The sequence below is a fragment of the Bradyrhizobium sp. WSM471 genome (assembly GCF_000244915.1).
Classification (GTDB): domain Bacteria; phylum Pseudomonadota; class Alphaproteobacteria; order Rhizobiales; family Xanthobacteraceae; genus Bradyrhizobium.
Window position 1 is genome coordinate 345028 of record NZ_CM001442.1, and the last position, 18300, is coordinate 363327.

Here is an 18300-nt window from a genome sequence, read left to right on the forward strand (position 1 = left end):
CCGGGGATTCCCGGGGGTTAGGCGAAAAGCTGGGCTCAGCCGCGCCGGCCCTTGATGGCGGCCCAGATCAGGGCGACCCCGCCCAGCCCCACGACGAGGCCCAGGAACACCAGGGGCGCGACGTCGGAATCGATCCGGCCTCTGTCGGATATGGAGATTCCGCCGAACAGGAGTGCACAGGCGCCGGGCAGCAGCAGGATGATCCCAAAGATCGCCATGAGCGCGGTCAGGCAACCGCTGCGCTGGTTCGGCGGGGCAGGAGGCGGTCCCGGAGGGGCTGGCGGCGGCGCGTCGCTGATGCTCATGCCTGCAGGACTCCTTCGGTTGACTGTGCCGCCAGTTCGGCGCGGATGCCGTCGACCTTTCCGTTCCGGTAGAACAAATTGTAGGTGTCGAACGGGATGATCGCGCCGTTCTCGGTGACGAAATGGATACAGCTGCGCTTGACGTTGCCGACGCAGAAATTGAAGCGGTCGAGAAACTGCACGATCGTGACGCGGAATACGTTCTCGTACGTGATGCCCTGCGGTACCTCGAAGCTTGGCAGGCAGCACAGCAATTCGCAGACGCGCTCGCTCGTGTTCAGCGGTCCCGAGGACAGCGAAAACAGATCGATGAATTTCTCCCTCAGCGCCGGATGCTTCTCCGGGCTTATCGTATTGGGCAACAATGCGACGAGTTGCTCCTGCGGGATCAGCGAGGTCAGCGGCAGCACTTTCTCGCCGTTGCGCAGGCCGTAACCGATCGAGATGCTTTCGGGGTTGCAGGGTAGCGGGATCATGTCCTTGTCGCCGAACACGCCGGTTTCGACCACGCGCTTGCGGATCTCCGACAGCATGATGCGGTCGGTTTTCTTGTCGAAATTCTCGTTGCGGCCGGCATCCTGCACCGGCTGCAGCGTGACGCCGCGCACGCATTTCCAGCTCAGCGCGTGGCGAACGATGTCGCCGATCTCGGCATCGTTGACGCCACGCTTGATGGTCGCCACCAGCGTGGTCGATACGCCGCAATGCTCGAGATTCTCCAGCGCCTGCTGACGGATCTTGCGCAAATCAGCGCCGCGCAGATTGATCAACGCGTCGCGTTCGAGCGAGTCGAACTGGAGATAGACCTCGAGCCCGCGCTTGTTCTCGGCGAGCCGCGCCACGAAATCCTTTTCGCGGGCGATACGCAGGCCGTTGGTGTTGATCATGACATGGCGGATCGGGCGGGCGCGCACCGCATCGAGGATCGCGAAGAAGTCGGGGTGCAGCGTCGGCTCGCCGCCGGAGATCTGCACCAAATCAGGCTCGCCTTCGCTCGCGACCAGCGCGTCCAGCATTCGCTCGATCTTGGCCAGCGGCGTGAAGCTGGTCCGCGCCGGCGAGGAATCGGCAAAGCACACCGGGCAGGTCAGATTGCAATGCTCGGTGATCTCGATCAGCGCCAGGCAGGAATGCTGCTCGTGGTCGGGGCACAGGCCGCAATCGTAGGGGCAGCCGAATTCGGTATGCCGTTGAAAGGCGAGCGACCGGTCGCCCGGCTTGATGAAATCCTTGCACAGGCGCCAATAGGCTGCGTCCGTCGACACCAGCGTGGACTGGACGCCATGCTCCTTGCAGCGCTTCTCGTACCAGACCTCGTTGTCGAGGATCTGGATCTTGGCCGGCACCAGCTTCAGGCAGGTCTCGCATAGAGATTGGGTCTGGCCCCAGAAGATATAGGGGCGCGACTTACGCAACGGCGCGTTCATGCATGGGTCTCGCTTTGGGCGCCCTCGCCAGCATGACGACGGCGTAGAGCAGGATGGACAGCGACAGCAGGTGAAACAGCGTGAAGGGGCCGATCAGCGTGCCGTAGGGCTTGAGGAATTCCCACAGGAAGCGCTGTGCGCCATAGTAGACAAGGACGAGGTAGAACCCATTGGTGATCACAAACGCGCTCCGGTTCAAGACCGCCAGCACGTAGAGCAGCGCGAATACCCCCATCGCGGCGCTTTCGTAGAGCTGCACGGGATGGCGAAGGAGGCCGTCGCCGAAATCATGACCCCAGGGCCATGCCGTCGGCGTGCCGTAGGTGAAATCGTCGAGGCCCGCAAAATAGCAGCCGAGCCGGCCGATCGCGATGCCGAGCGCCAGCGGCAGCGCAAAACGGGCGCCGGTTCGGACCGTGATCCCTGCGGACCATTTGTAGAGCTCGATTGCCACGATGCCGCCGGCGAGCGCACCTTCCACGGAGCGCGCGATGCCGCTCTGGCCCGACAGCCACAGATTGGCGGAGCCGAACAGATAGGCCCCGAGGCCCGCACCGAACACCAAAGCGGCGAGGTAGGACCGTTCGAAGGATTGCGCCGGAAACCGCAAGCCCTGTCGCGACAGCCAGTACAGTGCCGCGGCCGCAGCCAGCCACGCCCCGACATCGAAGAGAGTGTGAAGGAAAGCCCCGCTCATGCGGGGGACATTAGCCTAGGTTCCCGCCCGGCGGGATAGTGCGGCCGTTCCTTATCCCCGAAGAGGGGCGAGGCAGGCGGCTAGCCGGCTTGCCGCTCTTCGGTCGGATAGACGCCGCGCAGCACCTCTTCGAAGTGCATCTTCACGGCCTCGTTGCACATGCAGGCGCGCAGGCGCAGGCCCTCGCGATTGCGGACCAGGATCGATCCGCGCCGCGTGTCGAGCACGCCCTCCGCCTTGAACGACTGGAGCACGCGGCTGGCATAGCTGCGGCCGACGCCGAGCAGCGTCGCGAGCTGCTCGTGGGTCAGCGGCACGCTGCTCTCGTCGCCGGTCCGCTCCATCGCCGCCAGCATCCATTTGGCGGTGCGCTGCTCGATCGAGTGAATGGCATTGCAGGCGGTGGACTGGAAGATCTGCGCCAGCATGCAGTCGGCGTAGCGAGCGAAGACATGGCGCAACGAGGGCGAGCGCTGCTTGGCGGCCTCCAGCTTGCTGACGTGAATTCGCGCAAACGGCCCGCCGAATTTCACGCAGATCCGGGTATAGGCCGGCAGATAACCCTCGCTGACGATGCCGCCCACCGCGCCTTCGCGGCCGACCAGGATGGTCTCGACATCACGGCCGTCTTCGTTGGGAACCAGGAAGGTTGCAAGCGATGGTCCGCAGGGAAAGTGGACGACCTGGACGTCATCGCCGGGGTTGTAGAGCAGTTCATTCGCCGCTGCGCTTTCGAGCATGACATGTGGCGCAAGCAGGGCGAAATCGGCCGCGCTCAAGCGCCGCAGCAGATTGTTGGTCGGCCGGCTGTCGATCTCGGTGGCGTTGCTGGTCCGCACGTCCATCTTAAACTCCCATCCGCCTCCACCTTAGCGAGTTCCGACGAGGTCCTGTGTGCACAAGTGGACAGACCTGACAACTGTGATGTGGTGGTTTCGTTCCGGGAACCTTCCGCGCCGGGTACAGGCGTCGTGGCCCGGTATCCCGGTCAGAGAAACCTCATGCTCCAAGTTGCGATGATGGCACCCGCCGTTTCCGATGGTTCAAACTGTCCCGCCGATGTTCTCATCGTCGAGGACGATCCGATCATCGCAATCGACTTCGAGGATCGCCTGCTCGGATTTGGCGTGAAGAGCGTGCGCACGGTCGGTTCAGTGGCACAGGCGCTGGCCGCAATCGCGGCGCATGCCCCCGAATTCGCCTTGCTCGATGTGGGATTGAGTCGCGAGAACAGCTTTGCGGTCGCCGAACGGCTCGCGGCGTTGAAAATTCCCTTTGTGTTCGTCACCGGTTACGGCGCTGACGCGCGCATCCCGCCGGAATTCGCCGGCCAACCGCGATTGCAGAAGCCGTGTTCGAGCGACGCGCTGGAGGCGGCGCTCCAGGTACGCGCGGCGGACTAGCTAGCGGTACGGCGTCAGGCCGGCTTCGGATCGAGCGTGGTCGACCACAGCGCGACGTCGGCGCGGTCGCGCAAGGTCACCGTCATCTGGCCGGAAGCGCCGTCGATCTTGACGTGACCGAAGAACTGCATGCCGGCGGACGGCGGCAGGTTCTGGTTGTCTTTCCCCGGCGCCTTGACGAAACGCACCTCCGGCCCAAACGTATTGTCGAGCGCGTTCGGACCGAATGTGCCCGCGTGAAGCGGCCCCGACACGAATTCCCAGAACGGCTCGAAATCCTGGAATTGCGCCTTGTTCGGATCGTAATAGTGCGCGGCGGCGTAATGCACGTCCGCCGTCAGCCATACGGTGTTGCTGATCGGCGCCATCTTGATGAAACGCAGGATGTCGGCGATCTCGAACTCGCGGCCGCGCACGGGGCCGTCGCCCTGCGCGATGGCTTCCGATCCCCCCTTCGGCGTGTCCGACACGACGAGGCTGAGCGGCATGTCGGAGGCGATCACCTTCCAGGTCGCGCGCGAACTCAAGAGACCGCGCTTGAGCCAGGCGACCTGGTCGGGGCCGAGGAAATAGCTGGCCGGGCCGTAAGCGGTTTCGAGGTTGGGGCCGTTCGGGCCGCGATAGCTGCGCTCGTCGAGCACGAACACGTCCAGATGCGGGCCGTAGGAGATCTGGCGATAGACGCGACCGGGCTCGACGATGCTCTCGCGCATCGGATACATCTCGTGGAAGGCACGGCCTGCGCGGGCCGCAAGCAGTGCGATGTCGCGCTCCTTGTAGGTCGCCGGCAGCTCCTTCGACAGAGACCAGTTGTTGGTCACCTCATGATCGTCCCACTGCACGAAGATCGGCACTTCGGCATTGAAAGCGCGGAGATTGTCGTCGGTGAAATTGTATTTGTGCGCGGCGCGGTACTCGTCCAGCGTCTCGGCGACCTTGGCCTTCTCGGGAATCGTGACATTCTTCCAAATCTTGCCGTCGGCGAGCTTCACCTCGGCCTGGATAGGGCCGTCGGCATAGATGGTGTCGCCGGAGTGCAGGAAGAAATCCGGACGATGCTTGCGCATCGCCGAAAAGGTGAACATGCCGCCGTCATCGGGGTTGATGCCCCAGCCTTGTCCTGCGACATCGCCGCCCCAGACGAAGCTGACGTCGCGGCGGTCGGCGGGCGCGGTGCGGAAGCGGCCGGTCACCGGTTCGCCCTCCACCGCGGTGTGCGACAGATCGCGGAAGCGGACGCGGTAAAAGATGTCCTGTCCGCCCGGCAGGTTTTCGATCAGCATCTTTGCGGTGAAGTCGCTCTCGGGCAGCGCCGCGATTGGCGGCAGTGCGCGGGCATCCTTGAACGACTCCGTCGTCGCTACGTCGACCAGCATCTGCGCGGGCCGGTCGGTGCGCGCCCAGACCACGCCGCCGTCGACGGTGACGTCGCCCGACTGCACGCCATGGGTCACCGCCGGCCGGTCGGCCGCGCGGGAGAGATGGGGCATGGCGAGCGCGCCGAGCGCGCCGGCACTGGTCGTCAGGAAACGGCGGCGGGAGAATTTGATGTTCATGGAACGGTCTCGATATCGCGTGAGGCAACCAGCCAGAGCGGTCGCAACGGTGAAGCCCGACGCTATATTGAGACAATGTGACGCAGCGATAACGCACGAGCGCTTACGCGTTGCTGGCGGCCCGGAATTGCGCGCCGGCGCGCTGCAGGTTCTGCGGCAGGCTGAACAGCACCGCCTTGCGGTCGGCAACCGCCGCATGGAACTGGTCGAGCGCGATGTTGAAGGCGGTGAGCGCACCTTCCTCGATCGCGCCGTGGTCGTAGCAGCGCAGCGTGTCGCGCAGAATCTCGTCGGCCTCGGTCTGCATCTGATCGAGATCTTCGGTCGTTTCGCTCTTTCGAGCGGCGGTGATCATGTCGAGCAGCCGCTCGCGCAGATGGCTGTTGTTGTCGCGCTCGTCCTTTTTCAGATAGCCCGCAAACCAGGCGCCGATCGAGCCCATGGCCGAGAGCGCCATCAGGGTCCACCAGATGTAATCGCTGTATCTGTCGAGGAAGGTCTTTTCTTCGCCGTCGACGAAAGCGGCGGCGCCGGGATGCACGGGAATCACCGCATCCTTGTCGGTGTCTGGCGTTTCGATCTTCGCCGCCAGCGGGAATTCCGTCACCAATTGCTGGCGTGCGGAGAACAGCTGGCGCGTGAACGCCGCGATGGTGGTTTCGGACACGGCTTTGCGCGCCACGATGTGGTGCGAGAAGCTGATGGTCTTGACCTCGTCGTCGGGACGATCGGGCGAGCCGCCGTAAGTGCCCGCGGGAATCTCGGCCGCTTCATAGACCGGATGATTTTGCGCTATCGCATCGGCGGAATCGATCGCGAGGAAAGTCGGCGTGCCGAACTCCTTGGCGGAAGTGGCGATCGCGTCCGAAGTGATCTTGCTGTTGACGGGACCGGCCGCGAGATAGGCATCGACCTTCTGCGACTTGATCGCCTCGGCAACTTCATTGGCCGGGAATTGCACGATCTCGACCTTGGCGGGATCGACGCCGTATTGCTGCAGGATCACCTTGAGCAAATTGACGTTGGCCTGGGTGCGGCCAACCACGCCGACCCGATGTCCGGCGAGCTGCGCGATCTTGGTGATCTTCGCGCCCTTCTTCTTGCCTTTGACGGGTACCGACCACAACACCACGACATTCTTGCGCAGGGTCGCAACGGCTTGTGCATTTTTCGGCACGTCGAGATCGCCGCGCACGATGGCAAGATCGGCTTTGCCTTCCGCCAGCAGATTGGCGCTGGCGGTGGCGCCATCGGTCTGGATCGGGCGCAACCGCACAGAACTCTTGTGCTGCGCGAAGGCCTGGGTCAGCGCCTGCACAACCTTGACGTCATCGCTGTTGGCGGGGCCGACCGCGATCTTCAGCGTCTCCGGCCGCATGGCAAAGTAGTAGCCGCCGGCGAGCGCGCCGACGATCGCGAGCACCAGCGCGAGAGTCACGAGCGCCGTCTTCCGCGCCGATGATCGCGGCGAGGGCGGGTTGGGCGCTTCGGCCAGGTCCAATCCCCCGGTCATCGATCTCCCGAACAGTCGCTTGAGGCTCAGTTTCATCTTGGCCGGCGATTTACGCCCGCAAGTGTAGCAAATTTCTTGTCCGGCAGGGTTACATCTCCGTCATGGTTAGCGGATGGGGTCTAGTCCCGTATGAACCCGGGGCGCCAGTGGGGTGTTAGGGTAAAGTTCCCCTGAAGGATGGAGGCAACGATGGCAGAACGGCTCTCGGCGGAGGCGCGCAGGCAGGCGCTGGGCGGATTACCTGATTGGAGCGAGGTTCAGGGACGCGACGCGATCGGGAAAACCTTTGTCTTCAAGGATTTCAACGAGGCGTTCGGCTTCATGACCCGCGCGGCACTGGTCGCCGAGAAGATGGACCACCACCCCGAATGGCGCAATGTCTACAAGACGGTGGAGGTGGTGCTGTCGACCCATGACGCCGGCGGCGTCACCGCGCTCGACATCGAGCTCGCCAGGACGATGAACGCCATCGCCAAGCCGACACCAGGCTGACGTCTTGCAGGGACCGGCCGCGTCCCCATCTTGTGATTAGCAGGGGATGCGGCGATCCGCCACCCCAGGCTGGAACGGGGAGTTTTTCCGAAGATGGCTGCCGAACACAGCGTCGGTTTCGAGCCGGCCGACCGGCTCGCGGAAGATCGTGAGAGCGTGCGCCGCCGCTTCTGGCGCAAGCTGAAGCGTGTCGCCGCGCAACTGCCGTTCGCGGAGGATCTGCTCGCCGCCTACTACTGCGCCTTCGACCGGCAGACGCCGCGCCATGTCCAGGCCTCGCTGCTCGGGGCGATCGCCTATTTCATCCTGCCGTTTGATTTCGTTCCCGACGTGATGCCGATCCTCGGCTTCACCGATGACGCCGCCGTGCTCGCCACCGCGATCCGCATGGTTGCCAGCCACATCACGAACGAGCATCGCGAAGCCGCCCGCGCCGCGCTGAAGCGCGGGGTGGATGGGGGCGAGGCGGAAGCCGCGCAGTAGCTGTCGCCGCATCCTCCACTGTCATTCCGAAGGCGGGGAAGCCAGTACGCCGCGGCTCATCGATTCAACAACACTCGTGACGAAGTACCGGATCGCCCGGTCAAGCCGGGCGATGACGGTTGAATGCCTAGCGGCGACCTCGCTCTGTCGCCGACACCCTCAGGGATGCAAAATCACCTTGCCCATGGCCTGACGTCCCGCGAGCACCTTCAGCGCATCCGCCGTCTGCGCCAGCGGGAAGACGCGGTCGACATGCGAGGAGATCTTTCCTTCCGCCGTCCACTTCACGAGCTTCTCGAGATTGGCGCGGTTCTTTTCCGGGTTGAGGCGCGTCCACGCGCCCCAGAACACGCCGCGGATGTCACAGCCTTTTAGCAGCGCAAGGTTCAGCGGCATCTTCGGAATATCGCCGGCGGCGAAGCCGATCACGAGGAAACGGCCTTCCCAGGCAATCGAGCGCAGCGCCTGCTCGGCATAGGTCCCGCCCACGGGATCGAAGATGATGTCGACGCCCTTGCCGCCGGTGAGCTTTCGCAAGCCTTCCTTCAAATCTTCCTTGCCGTAATTGAGCGTGAGTTCTGCGCCGTGCGCCTTCGCGAATTCGAGCTTCTCGTCCGACGAGGCGCAGGCGATCACCTTCAGGCCCATCAGCTTGCCGAGCTCGCACGCGGCAAGTCCGGTGCCGCCGGCGGCGCCGAGCACCGCGAGCGTCTCGCCCGGCTTTGGGCTGGCGCGATCTTCCAGCGCGTGCAGCGCGGTGCCGTAGATGATGATGATTCCGGCCGCGCGGTCATAATCGAGATTGTCGGGGATCTTCACGATCGATGCCGCCGGCAGCGCAATCTTTTCGCGCGCGCCGTTGTGGCCGCAGGAGGCGACGACGCGATCGCCGACCTTCAGATCGGTCACGCCGGGGCCGATGCTCTCGATCACCCCAGCCACTTCGGCGGCCGGCGAGAACGGGAATGGCGGCTTGATCTGGTACTTGCCCTGGATCATCAGGATGTCGAAGAAGTTCAGCGCCGCAGCCTTGATCGCGATCACGGCTTCGCCGGGACCGGCCACCGGATCCGGCACGTCGGCCAGAACGAGATCGTCGGGCTGGCAATATTGCGAGCAGAGGATGGCTTTCATGGCGGCACCTTCTTGAGAGCACTTGGCGTTTCGAGGCAGATTTATAGTTGGGCTGTTTCTGCCGGATTTAGCGCGGTCCCACAATCCGGTTTCTTTGTCTGAAATTACATTCGGCCCTATCCTCGTCATTGCGAGCGAAGCGAAGCAATCCAGAATCCGTGCCGCGGAAATAGCCTGCATTGCTTCGCTTCGCTCGCAATGACGGAAGAAGAAAGAGAGAGGATTCAAACGATGTTTGAAACAGGTCTGCTCAAGGACAAGCGCATCCTCGTCACCGGCGGCGGTTCGGGTCTCGGTGCTGCAATGGCGCGCCGCTTCCTCGCGCTCGGCGCCGAGCTCGTGATCTGCGGCCGCAAGCTCGATCGGCTTGAGGCGGCAGCGAGCGAGATGCGCGCGCAAACCGGCGGCAGGGTCACGACGATCGCCTGCGATATTCGCGATGGCACCGCCGTCGATGTGATGATGGACGCCATCTGGCGCGAGGCGCCGCTCGATATTCTCGTCAACAATGCGGCTGCGACTTTCATTGCGCAGAGCGAACATCTCTCATTCCGCGCCGCGGATGCGATCCTCGCGCCGACGCTGCATGGTGCGATGTATTGCACGCTTGCCGCCGGCAAGCGCTGGATCGACGGCAAGCATGGCGGCGTCGTGCTCTCGATCCTCTCGACCTCGACCATCACCGGCCGCGCCTTCACCGTGCCGTCGGCGATGGCGAAGTCGGCCGTGCTGGCGATGACCAAAAGTCTCGCGGTGGAATGGGGCCCGAAGGGCATCCGCGCTGTCGCAATCGCGCCGGGACCATTCCCGACCGCCGGCGCCTCGGGCCAGCTCCGCCCCGAGGGTCGCGACGAAGGGTGGGCCGCGCGCAACCCGATGGGACGCGCCGGCGAACACGGCGAGCTTGCCGACCTCGCCAGCTTCCTGGTCTCCGACCGTGCAGGCTATATCAACGGCGAGATGGTGGTGATCGATGGTGGCGCGCATTTGCGCAGCTCCGGCGCCGAGGATCTGTTGCGCTGGACCGATGCGCAATGGGCGGAGCAGCGCGCGGCGCGATCCAGGGCCTAGCCGCCGCGAGCTTCGCTAACTGCCTTCCCAAATTGGACTTTCCCGGGTATCCCTGCCGCGGGGACAACGCGCGACCGGGCCATCTTCCAGTCACAATATTGAGGGAACCACTCCAGCATGTGGCGGGTGCTGATTTTAGCTTTGATGACGGGCGTGGCGGCCTGTGGGATCACCGATTCCGCACGGGCGCAGACGGCGCAACCTGCGCCCAAAACTGCACCGAAATCGGCTGCGCCGGTCGCCAATACCACCGGAAAAACGGCTGCAAAGCCCGAGAGCAAGCCGGCGGCCCCGCACGCGGCGGTTGCGGGCGGTGCCGAGCCGACCCTGATCGGTCAGTTCGGCACCTGGGGCGCCTATTCGGCCGCGCCCAATGGCAAAAAGGTCTGCTTCGCGCTGGCCAAGCCGTCGTCGTCGAAGACCAACCCGCCGAATCGGCCGCGCGATCCGGCCTATGCCTTCGTCTCCACCCGCCCGGCGGAGAAGGTCAACAACGAAGTCTCGGTCATGATCGGCTACGCGCTGAAGCCGGGCTCTGAATCCTCGGTCGAGGTCGGCGGGGCCGCTTTCGCCATGTACTCGCAGGGCGACGGTCTCTGGATCAAGAACGCGGCCGAGGAAGAGCGGATGGTCGAGGCCATGCGCAAATCCGCCGATCTCGTGGTCAAGGGCATGTCGTCCAAGGGGACCGAGACGACCGACACCTTTTCGCTGAAGGGCCTTGCCCAGGCGCTCGACAAGATCGCGCAGGATTGCAGGCGTTAAGCCTGCGGTCGATAAGGTCGCAATCGGCAGTTCCGGTTGCTATATAGGGGCGGTTCCAAGTTTTTCCGTCATTCCGGGATGGTCCGCAGGACTGGACCCGGAATTTCGATGTTCCAGCTTCGATGCTTTGCATCGCGCCGGAACGACACCGTGATCAGGTCCATTCAATGCAACCGACGACTGAGCCGCACAACACAACGCTGGTGGAGAAGACTCCGCTCGAAACCTATGTGCCGCCGGCCAAACCGTCGCTGATCGGCCTGTCGCGCACCGAGCTTGCCGATCGCCTCGGCGAGATCGGCGTTGCGCCGGCGCAGCGCAAGATGCGCGTGCAGCAGCTGTGGCACTGGATGTATTTCCGTGGCGCCCAGAATTTCGAAGAGATGACGTCGGTCTCGAAGGGCATTCGCGCCGATCTCGCGCAACATTTCACCGTCGACCGGCCCGAAGTCGTGGCCGAGCAGATCTCCAACGACGGCACCCGCAAATGGTTGCTGCGGTTGCCGAGCGGCGACAATGTCGAGCGGGCGCATGAAGTCGAGTGCGTCTACATCCCCGAAACCGATCGCGGCACGCTGTGTGTGTCCTCCCAGGTCGGCTGCACGCTGAACTGCTCCTTCTGTCACACCGGCACGCAGCGCCTGGTGCGCAACCTCACCGCCGGCGAGATCGTGGGACAGGTGATGGTCGCGCGGGATCGTCTGAACGACTGGGCCGATCGCGAAGACGGCACGCGCCGCGTCACCAACATCGTGATGATGGGCATGGGCGAGCCGCTCTACAATTTCGACGCGGTGCGCGACGCGCTGCTCATCGTTGGCGACAACGAAGGCATCGGCATCTCCCGCCGCCGCATCACGCTGTCGACTTCGGGCGTGGTGCCGAACATCGTGCGCGCGGGCGAGGAAATCGGCGTCATGCTCGCGATCTCGCTGCATGCGGTGCGCGACGAGCTGCGTAACGAACTGGTGCCGCTCAACCGCAAATATCCGATCAAGGAATTGCTGCAGGCCTGCCGCGATTATCCGGGCGCCTCGAACGCGCGGCGCATCACCTTCGAATATGTGATGCTCAAGGGCGTCAATGACTCGCTCGACGATGCCAAGCTGCTGGTGAAGATGCTCAAGGGCATTCATGCCAAGATCAATCTGATCCCGTTCAACCCCTGGCCCGGCACCGCCTATGAGTGCTCGGATTGGGACCAGATCGAAAAATTCTCCGAATACGTCTTCAACGCCGGCTATTCCTCGCCGGTGCGCACCCCGCGCGGCCGCGACATTCTGGCCGCCTGCGGCCAGCTCAAGTCGGAGACGGAAAAGCTTTCGGCGCGCGAGCGCCAGACGCTACGCGCCATGGCGATGACGGACTGAGCTGATGCGCGCACATGCTCTCGCAATGACGGCGAGGGTGGCGTGATGTCCCTGATCGGCCGCCTCGTCGTCATCTTCATCGGCTTTCTCGCCGCCTGCTTCGTCGGCGGCATGATCGTCGTGGTCGCGCTGCTGTTTCCGGAGTTCGCCGATCTCGGCGCCGGTCCCGTCGATCAGGGCACGATCGATATCGTGCTCGGGTTCGGCTTCATCTTCGTCTCCGGTTTTGCGCTGGTGCCGGCGGCGGTGATCGTCGCGATCACCGAGGCGCTCTACATCCGCAGCGCGCTCGCCTATGCCGTGGGCGGCGGCGTCGTGGGGCTCGCCTGCTATCTCGGGCTCGTCCCATTTCATTCCGACACGCTGCAATTCGAAGGCATCGTGCGTCGCCATCTGGAGATTATGACCGGCGCCGGTATCGTCGCCGGTGTCGTCTACTGGCTGATCGCCGGCCGCAACGCCGGCGCCTGGCGCAATCCGCCGCCCCTGCGAAAACCACCCCCGCCACTGCCGTCGAATTCGCGGCCGGATGCCCGGTGACTTTCTGATTTGCCACGGGGTTTTCATCCCCTCCCCACTCGGCTAAACCGCGCGCCATGAACCGGACTGGACTCTTCATCGCCCTGGCGCTGTGGCTCGTGATTGGCGTTGTTTTCGGCCTCTATCCCGAGCTTGATCTCAAGCTTGCCGCGCTATTCTTCGACCCCGCGACGAAGTCGTTTCCGCTCAAGCTGAACGATTGGGCCGGCTTCGCGCGCGATGCCGCGATGTGGGTCGCCTGGGCCTTCGTGCTGCCCGCGCTGGTCGCGCTTGTGGTCAAGATGGTCAAGCCCGACCGCCCGCTGATGGTATCCGGGCGCGCGATCGTCTTCCTGCTGGTCACGATCATCATGTCGGCCGGCATCCTTACCAATCTCGCCTTCAAGTCCTATTGGGGCCGGCCGCGCCCGGTGGTGGTGACGCAGTTTGCCGGCGACCAGCAATTCGTGCCGTGGTGGGATCCACGCGGTGGCTGCGCGCGCAACTGCTCGTTCTTCTCGGGCGAGGGCGCGACCGCGTTCTGGACGCTGGCGCCCGCCGCACTGGCACCGCCGCCGTGGCGACCGCTCGCTTATGCCGGAGCCGTGATGTTCGGGCTCGTGACCAGCGGGCTACGGATGGCCTTTGGCGGCCACTTCTTCACCGATGTCTCGATCGCCGGCCTCGTCACCTTCGTCGTGATCTGGTTTGCCTACGCGCTGATTTACCGCTGGCCGCGGACCCGGTTTTCGGACGAGGCGGTCGATGCGGCCCTGACCCGGCTGAACATGCCCGCCTACCGGCTCCGCCAGCGCCTGTTCGGCCGCAAGGCGGGTGCCGAGCCGTCAGTTTGAGCCATTAAAGGGGTGCCGAGCCCCGCGAAATTTGATATTCGCGCGGTCAACCCGTGAAACGACATCCGCCCTTCAAGACCGATTGGAAGCCCCATGACCACGATCCTGAAAAGCCTGCCCAAGGGTGAGAAAGTCGGCATCGCTTTTTCGGGCGGCCTCGACACGTCAGCGGCGCTGCTCTGGATGAAGCAAAAGGGCGCGCGCTGCTACGCCTATACCGCCAATCTCGGCCAGCCCGACGAAGCCGACTACAACGAGATCCCACGCAAGGCGATGGAGTTCGGCGCGGAGAAAGCGCTGCTGGTCGATTGCCGCACGCAGCTCGTTCACGAAGGCATCGCCGCGATCCAGTCCGGCGCCTTCCATATCTCGACCGGCGGCATCACCTATTTCAACACCACGCCATTGGGGCGCGCCGTCACCGGCACGATGCTGGTCGCGGCGATGAAGGAGGACGGCGTCAACATCTGGGGCGACGGCTCGACCTTCAAGGGCAACGACATCGAGCGCTTCTATCGCTACGGCCTGCTGACCAATCCGGGCCTGCGCATCTACAAGCCCTGGCTCGACCAGCAGTTCATCGACGAGCTCGGCGGCCGCGCCGAGATGTCGGCGTTCATGACGGCCCAGGGCTTTGCCTATAAGATGAGTGCCGAGAAGGCCTATTCGACCGACAGCAATCTGCTCGGCGCGACGCATGAAGCCAAGGATCTCGAAAGCCTCGACAGCGGCATCAAGATCGTCAACCCGATCATGGGCGTGCCGTTCTGGCGTGACGACTGCAACGTCAAGGCCGAGAAGGTCGTGGTGCGTTTCGAGGAAGGCCAGCCGGTCGCGCTGAACGGCCAGACCTTCAGCGATCCCGTCGCGCTGTTCCTCGAAGCCAACACGATCGGCGGACGCCACGGCCTTGGCATGAGCGATCAGATCGAGAACCGCATCATCGAGGCCAAGAGCCGCGGCATCTATGAAGCGCCCGGCATGGCGCTGCTGCACATCGCCTATGAGCGCCTCGTCACCGGCATCCACAACGAGGACACCATCGAGCAGTACCGCATCAGCGGCATGCGCTTGGGACGTCTGCTCTATCAGGGCCGCTGGTTCGATTCGCAGGCCCTGATGCTGCGCGAGACCGCGCAGCGCTGGGTCGCGCGCGCGGTCACCGGCGAGGTGGCGCTCGAGCTGCGCCGCGGCAACGACTACTCGATCCTCAACACCGAAAGCCCGAACCTGACCTATGCGCCGGAGCGGCTCAGCATGGAGAAGGTCGAGGACGCGGCGTTCACGCCGGCCGATCGCATCGGTCAGCTCACCATGCGCAACCTCGACATCAACGATACCCGCGCCAAGCTGAAGCTCTACAGCGACACGGGCCTGTTGTCCGGCAGTGAAGGCTCGCAGATTTTCCAGCTGGAGAGCGACAAGGGCTGAGGCGCCCGTAGCCCGGATGGAGCGAAGCGAAATCCGGGACTTTCCACCAAGCCGATAGAACCCGGATTGCGCTTCGCTCCATCCGGGCTACGAAACAAAAAAATGGCCGGGATTGCTCCCGGCCATTTTGCATTTGTGCTTCGCCTTTAGCGCGGCGGCGCGGTGCCGGGCGGGGGCGGCGGCAGCGAGGCCTGGCCGCCGTTGAGCAGAGGCGTGATGTTGCGGACGGTGACGCGTCGGTTGATCGCGCTCGGTCCTTGCGTCTGCTCCTTCAGGTACTGCTCGCCGTAGCCCTGCGACGTCAGGTTCTCAGACGGCACACCGAATTGCTGGGTCAGCAATTCGGCCGCGGACTGCGCGCGACGATCCGACAATGACAGATTGTCGACGTCGTTGCCGACCGCGTCAGTGTGTCCCTCGATCAGGAACACCGCGCGCGGGTTGGCCTGGATCGCCTGATTGAGACCGTCGGCGATCACTTGCAGCTTGGACGCCTGATCCGGTGGGATCGTCCACGAACCCGTCTCGAACGTAATCGAGTTGACGTCGATGCTCGGCATCTGCATGCGAACGTTGGGGCTGTAGCGGATTTCGTCGAGCGTATAACGCCGATCGATCCGCTGCACCGGCGGTGCCCGCATGGTCTGGTAGATCACGTCCGGCGACGCCTCCTGGGCATCGACGATATAGCGGTCGTAAGGAATGTTCACGACCGGCGGCGGTGCGTCGACATAGAAGCCGCCGACCGACTGCGGATCCCGGTAGCTGTTGTCGATGATGATGAGCTCGCGGCCGCGAGGATCCCTGCGAATTCGCCGCAGCAGCCGACCGTCCGGACCGACAACAGTGATGATTTCACTGCCGTCGGGACGGATCACCACGGTGCGGGTATCGGCGCCGACAGTCTCGGTGCGGATGTCGCGGGCGCCGTAGCGGAAGCGATAGAGATCGTTGCCGCGCACGTATGTCTGCCCACCGGGATCGCGGATGATGATGCGGTCCGGCTCGGTGTAGACGGTACGACCGCCTTCAACGGATTCGCGCCGCTGATTGTGGAGGTCGGCGATGGTGGCTCCGATCACGGCGCCGGCCACCACGCCAGCACCGATCGCGAGCGGCGTGAGGTCACGCTGCGGCGGACGCGGTGCTGGCGGCAGCGGTGCTGCGACCCTGGGCGCGGTTCGGAAGGCCGGCGCAACCGTCGGCGGCGCGTATTGCGCCCTGTTGGGCGGAGGCGTTGCAGCCGCGGAGCCCGGGACGGTGCTCGGCGCCGCAGCGCCGGCGGGAGGGGCCGGCGGCCGGGGCGGCGCGCCTGCCTGCGGCTGGGTCGGCGGAGCCGCTGGCGCGCCAGCAGGAGGCGTTCCTCCCTGCTGACCGGGGGTTGGCGTCGCGGCTGGAGCCGGGGTCGCCCCAGGAGCAGGCGTGGGTCCCGCACCGGGACGTCCGGGCGGGGGCGTCGGAGCGCCACCGGGGGTCGGCGTGGCCGTCGGCGCGGGTGTGGCGCCTGGAGTCGGTGTCGCTGATCCTGCCGGGGGCGCGCCAGGACGTCCGCCGGGGGGCGGTGCACCGGGGCGGCCAGTCGGCGGCGTGCTGCCCGGAGCCGGCGTTGCGGTCGGCGCAGGTGTTGCTGTCGGAGCAGGCGTGGCGGTCGGGCCAGCAGGCGTTGCCGGGCGCGCTGCGGGAGCAGCAGGTGCCGGGGGCGTTGCTGTCGGCGCAGGCGCAGGCCGTCCCGAAGGTCCGGCCGCAGGCGGCGGCGGAGGTGTCGGTGCGTGCTGCTGCGGAGCGGCGGTGGGCGGTGTGGGAGTCGGACGGGCCGCGGGCGGCGTCGCAGGCGGAGGCGTGGGTGCGTGCTGCTGCGGAGCCGCGGCGGGCGGCGGCGCCGGGGGCGTGGGAGCCGGGCGTGCCGCGGGCGGTGCAGGAGGCGGCGCATGCTGTTGCGGAGCCGCAGCCGGGGGCGGCGAAGGCGGCTTAGGGGCGGCAGGCGGTGGTGGGGGCGGCGGCGGTGCCGGACGGGCTGCCGGTGGCGGCGGAGGCGGGGGCGGCGCTGCTGGGCGCGGCGGTGCGGCAGCCGGAGGAGGCGGCGCGGGCGGATGGGGCGGTGCAGCTGCGGGCGGCGGTGCGGCCGGGCGCGCGGGCGCCGCAGGCGGCGCGGCCGCTGGCGGTCCCTTCGGCGCCTGCTTCGGTTTTCCGTCAGGGCCGGTCTCTTGTGGCTGCGCCTGCGCGACGACGAGCGGCTGCGCGCCTTGCGCATGCGATGCGGAGCTTGCGAACTGCATCGCGGTCAGAGCCGTGGTGGCAAGCAGCACGAAACGAAGATTAGTCATGATGGTGAACTTCCCCGGAAGGTTCTTTGACGAAGTGCTGGGATGAACAGCTACGCGTTAGGCCGGATTGTGGCGGACGAAGCGGACGCGGCCCGATTTATTTCTGCACGCAAATCACCTCACTATGGTGACGTTCATTGCGCATTCAGACGCAGGTTGCAATTGGCTCGGATGTGATGCGTCGCCTCATGCGCGATCCCGCGGCGGACTTGCGTCCGTCGCGGGATTCGGCGTGAGCGGCCCGTTCGGCCCGCGCGATGGAATCTCTTCAGGCATGCGGCCCGGCAATTCGTCGGGCGGTGCTGGCGAGCCGGGCTCGCGCACCGGCGGCGCGATTTCAGGCTGGGGATTACCCGGTGGAATCCCCGGCGGCGGCTCGGTCGGCGTGCCCGGTGTCGACGGCGGAATCTCGGGCGGCTCGATCGGCATTACATCTGGACCTTGCGGTTGTCGCCGAGATCGGGCCGCGTGTTCGTCACTGCCGCGGCCGCCATCTTCACATAGGAGATCACGGTGCCCGGCGAGTCCCAGAACTCGGCATCGTCAGGCGTGATCTTGAGCACGCGGATGTTGGGATCTTCCGCAGAATCCCACCACGCCTTGGCCGGCGTCGAGAACAGCTCCTTGATCTTCGCGCGGTCGTTGGAGACCGTTACGGTGCCCGTCAGCGACACGTATTTCTGGCTGCCCGCATCCGCGAACGACAGATTGATCGACGGATTGCGCGCGATCTCCTCGTCCTTGTGACGCCGCGCGTCGGTGAGGAAATAAATCGTGTTCGCGTTGCGGTCGAGATAGGCGCTCATCGGCCGCGCGCGGAGCTTGTCGCCATCGCGCGTCACCAGCATCGCGAATCCGATCGTCTTCATCAGATCCCATACGCGATCGACGTCGCGGGCATTGTCGTTGGCCATGTCGTGCTCCTTCTTGCAAGGGACGACAACGGCGCGCGCGGA

At 65.1% G+C, this 18300-nt stretch carries 19 protein-coding genes; 9 read left to right on the forward strand and 10 right to left on the reverse strand.

The features are described 5' to 3' along the window. Positions 1 to 35 precede the first annotated feature (35 nt). The 4 genes from BRA471DRAFT_RS01640 to BRA471DRAFT_RS01655 form a co-directional block, all read right to left on the reverse strand. Positions 36 to 305 carry a hypothetical protein gene (locus BRA471DRAFT_RS01640; RefSeq protein WP_007604174.1) on the reverse strand — a complete coding sequence of 90 codons (270 nt, stop codon included), beginning with the start codon at positions 303 to 305 and terminating at the stop codon, positions 36 to 38. After that, positions 302 to 1732, reverse strand: coding sequence for a radical SAM protein (locus tag BRA471DRAFT_RS01645; protein WP_007604177.1), 1431 nt, complete (start codon positions 1730 to 1732; stop codon positions 302 to 304). Before BRA471DRAFT_RS01645 ends, BRA471DRAFT_RS01640 begins: the two co-directional genes overlap by 4 nt. Next, the gene (locus BRA471DRAFT_RS01650) at positions 1713 to 2429 is read right to left on the reverse strand and encodes a prolipoprotein diacylglyceryl transferase (RefSeq protein ID WP_007604179.1); all 717 of its coding nucleotides are present in this window, start codon (positions 2427 to 2429) and stop codon (positions 1713 to 1715) included. The genes BRA471DRAFT_RS01645 and BRA471DRAFT_RS01650 overlap by 20 nt, the downstream gene beginning before the upstream one ends. 80 nt (positions 2430 to 2509) lie before the next feature. Beyond that, a complete protein-coding gene (locus BRA471DRAFT_RS01655) occupies positions 2510 to 3274 on the reverse strand; it encodes a Crp/Fnr family transcriptional regulator (RefSeq protein WP_007604181.1) in 765 nt (254 codons plus the stop codon). Positions 3275 to 3430: 156 nt separating this feature from the next. Here BRA471DRAFT_RS01655 and BRA471DRAFT_RS01660 point away from each other — a divergent pair, with 156 nt between their 5' ends. Next, positions 3431 to 3832 (forward strand): response regulator, encoded by a 402-nt coding sequence (locus BRA471DRAFT_RS01660; protein ID WP_007604183.1) that lies wholly within the window; start codon positions 3431 to 3433, stop codon positions 3830 to 3832. 14 nt (positions 3833 to 3846) lie between these two features. Here BRA471DRAFT_RS01660 and BRA471DRAFT_RS01665 read toward each other — a convergent pair whose 3' ends face one another. Further along, positions 3847 to 5388, reverse strand: coding sequence for an alkaline phosphatase (locus BRA471DRAFT_RS01665; protein WP_007604189.1), 1542 nt, complete (start codon positions 5386 to 5388; stop codon positions 3847 to 3849). A gap of 103 nt (positions 5389 to 5491) precedes the next feature. Beyond that, positions 5492 to 6937: a TAXI family TRAP transporter solute-binding subunit gene (locus BRA471DRAFT_RS01670; protein WP_050992530.1), complete on the reverse strand. Its 1446-nt coding sequence runs from the start codon at positions 6935 to 6937 to the stop codon at positions 5492 to 5494. A gap of 153 nt (positions 6938 to 7090) precedes the next feature. Between BRA471DRAFT_RS01670 and BRA471DRAFT_RS01675 the strand changes: the two genes are divergently transcribed. Next, positions 7091 to 7393 carry a 4a-hydroxytetrahydrobiopterin dehydratase gene (locus tag BRA471DRAFT_RS01675; RefSeq protein WP_007604192.1) on the forward strand — a complete coding sequence of 101 codons (303 nt, stop codon included), beginning with the start codon at positions 7091 to 7093 and terminating at the stop codon, positions 7391 to 7393. A gap of 93 nt (positions 7394 to 7486) precedes the next feature. After that, on the forward strand, positions 7487 to 7876 hold the full coding sequence (locus BRA471DRAFT_RS01680; RefSeq protein WP_007604194.1) for a YkvA family protein: 390 nt from the start codon (positions 7487 to 7489) through the stop codon (positions 7874 to 7876). 159 nt (positions 7877 to 8035) lie between these two features. Here the strand turns inward: BRA471DRAFT_RS01680 and BRA471DRAFT_RS01685 are convergent, their stop codons facing one another. Beyond that, positions 8036 to 9010, reverse strand: a complete 975-nt coding sequence (locus tag BRA471DRAFT_RS01685) for an NADPH:quinone oxidoreductase family protein (protein ID WP_007598751.1) — start codon at positions 9008 to 9010, stop codon at positions 8036 to 8038. A gap of 231 nt (positions 9011 to 9241) precedes the next feature. Between BRA471DRAFT_RS01685 and BRA471DRAFT_RS01690 the strand changes: the two genes are divergently transcribed. From BRA471DRAFT_RS01690 to argG, 6 genes are all read left to right on the forward strand, one after another. Then, entirely contained in the window at positions 9242 to 10081 is an 840-nt protein-coding gene (locus tag BRA471DRAFT_RS01690) for an SDR family oxidoreductase (RefSeq protein ID WP_007604196.1), read from the forward strand. 117 nt (positions 10082 to 10198) lie between these two features. After that, a complete protein-coding gene (locus BRA471DRAFT_RS01695; protein WP_007604198.1) occupies positions 10199 to 10846 on the forward strand; it encodes an invasion associated locus B family protein in 648 nt (215 codons plus the stop codon). A 167-nt stretch (positions 10847 to 11013) separates the two neighbouring features. Next, positions 11014 to 12216, forward strand: a complete 1203-nt coding sequence (gene rlmN / locus BRA471DRAFT_RS01700; RefSeq protein ID WP_007604200.1) for a 23S rRNA (adenine(2503)-C(2))-methyltransferase RlmN — start codon at positions 11014 to 11016, stop codon at positions 12214 to 12216. A gap of 45 nt (positions 12217 to 12261) precedes the next feature. After that, a complete protein-coding gene (locus BRA471DRAFT_RS01705; RefSeq protein WP_007604202.1) occupies positions 12262 to 12756 on the forward strand; it encodes a hypothetical protein in 495 nt (164 codons plus the stop codon). 56 nt (positions 12757 to 12812) lie between these two features. Continuing rightward, complete coding sequence (locus tag BRA471DRAFT_RS01710) at positions 12813 to 13589, forward strand: phosphatase PAP2 family protein (RefSeq protein WP_007604204.1); 777 nt, start codon at positions 12813 to 12815, stop codon at positions 13587 to 13589. A 93-nt stretch (positions 13590 to 13682) separates the two neighbouring features. Continuing rightward, positions 13683 to 15020: an argininosuccinate synthase gene (gene argG, locus BRA471DRAFT_RS01715; RefSeq protein ID WP_007604206.1), complete on the forward strand. Its 1338-nt coding sequence runs from the start codon at positions 13683 to 13685 to the stop codon at positions 15018 to 15020. 146 nt (positions 15021 to 15166) lie between these two features. On the opposite strand, the gene BRA471DRAFT_RS36025 is transcribed toward argG, so the two are convergent. The 3 genes from BRA471DRAFT_RS36025 to BRA471DRAFT_RS01730 all read right to left on the reverse strand — a co-directional run bounded on the left by BRA471DRAFT_RS36025 (position 15167) and on the right by BRA471DRAFT_RS01730 (position 18258). Further along, entirely contained in the window at positions 15167 to 17344 is a 2178-nt protein-coding gene (locus BRA471DRAFT_RS36025; RefSeq protein WP_083843117.1) for an OmpA family protein, read from the reverse strand. 186 nt (positions 17345 to 17530) lie between these two features. Then, the gene (locus tag BRA471DRAFT_RS01725; RefSeq protein WP_007604217.1) at positions 17531 to 17773 is read right to left on the reverse strand and encodes a hypothetical protein; all 243 of its coding nucleotides are present in this window, start codon (positions 17771 to 17773) and stop codon (positions 17531 to 17533) included. Further along, positions 17773 to 18258, reverse strand: a complete 486-nt coding sequence (locus BRA471DRAFT_RS01730) for a pyridoxamine 5'-phosphate oxidase family protein (protein WP_007604219.1) — start codon at positions 18256 to 18258, stop codon at positions 17773 to 17775. Before BRA471DRAFT_RS01730 ends, BRA471DRAFT_RS01725 begins: the two co-directional genes overlap by 1 nt. Positions 18259 to 18300 lie beyond the last annotated feature (42 nt).

Coding starts and splice junctions, on each gene's coding strand:
- argG (WP_007604206.1), top strand. CDS start 13,683: ATGACCACGATCCTGAAAAGCCTGCCCAAGGGTGAGAAAGTCGGCATC.
- BRA471DRAFT_RS01640 (WP_007604174.1), bottom strand. CDS start 305: ATGAGCATCAGCGACGCGCCGCCGCCAGCCCCTCCGGGACCGCCTCCT.
- BRA471DRAFT_RS01670 (WP_050992530.1), bottom strand. CDS start 6,937: ATGAAACTGAGCCTCAAGCGACTGTTCGGGAGATCGATGACCGGGGGA.
- BRA471DRAFT_RS01705 (WP_007604202.1), top strand. CDS start 12,262: ATGTCCCTGATCGGCCGCCTCGTCGTCATCTTCATCGGCTTTCTCGCC.
- BRA471DRAFT_RS01730 (WP_007604219.1), bottom strand. CDS start 18,258: ATGGCCAACGACAATGCCCGCGACGTCGATCGCGTATGGGATCTGATG.
- BRA471DRAFT_RS01665 (WP_007604189.1), bottom strand. CDS start 5,388: ATGAACATCAAATTCTCCCGCCGCCGTTTCCTGACGACCAGTGCCGGC.
- BRA471DRAFT_RS01660 (WP_007604183.1), top strand. CDS start 3,431: ATGCTCCAAGTTGCGATGATGGCACCCGCCGTTTCCGATGGTTCAAAC.
- BRA471DRAFT_RS01725 (WP_007604217.1), bottom strand. CDS start 17,773: ATGCCGATCGAGCCGCCCGAGATTCCGCCGTCGACACCGGGCACGCCG.
- BRA471DRAFT_RS01690 (WP_007604196.1), top strand. CDS start 9,242: ATGTTTGAAACAGGTCTGCTCAAGGACAAGCGCATCCTCGTCACCGGC.
- rlmN (WP_007604200.1), top strand. CDS start 11,014: ATGCAACCGACGACTGAGCCGCACAACACAACGCTGGTGGAGAAGACT.
- BRA471DRAFT_RS01680 (WP_007604194.1), top strand. CDS start 7,487: ATGGCTGCCGAACACAGCGTCGGTTTCGAGCCGGCCGACCGGCTCGCG.
- BRA471DRAFT_RS01710 (WP_007604204.1), top strand. CDS start 12,813: ATGAACCGGACTGGACTCTTCATCGCCCTGGCGCTGTGGCTCGTGATT.
- BRA471DRAFT_RS01695 (WP_007604198.1), top strand. CDS start 10,199: ATGTGGCGGGTGCTGATTTTAGCTTTGATGACGGGCGTGGCGGCCTGT.
- BRA471DRAFT_RS01645 (WP_007604177.1), bottom strand. CDS start 1,732: ATGAACGCGCCGTTGCGTAAGTCGCGCCCCTATATCTTCTGGGGCCAG.
- BRA471DRAFT_RS01685 (WP_007598751.1), bottom strand. CDS start 9,010: ATGAAAGCCATCCTCTGCTCGCAATATTGCCAGCCCGACGATCTCGTT.
- BRA471DRAFT_RS01675 (WP_007604192.1), top strand. CDS start 7,091: ATGGCAGAACGGCTCTCGGCGGAGGCGCGCAGGCAGGCGCTGGGCGGA.
- BRA471DRAFT_RS36025 (WP_083843117.1), bottom strand. CDS start 17,344: ATGACTAATCTTCGTTTCGTGCTGCTTGCCACCACGGCTCTGACCGCG.
- BRA471DRAFT_RS01650 (WP_007604179.1), bottom strand. CDS start 2,429: ATGAGCGGGGCTTTCCTTCACACTCTCTTCGATGTCGGGGCGTGGCTG.
- BRA471DRAFT_RS01655 (WP_007604181.1), bottom strand. CDS start 3,274: ATGGACGTGCGGACCAGCAACGCCACCGAGATCGACAGCCGGCCGACC.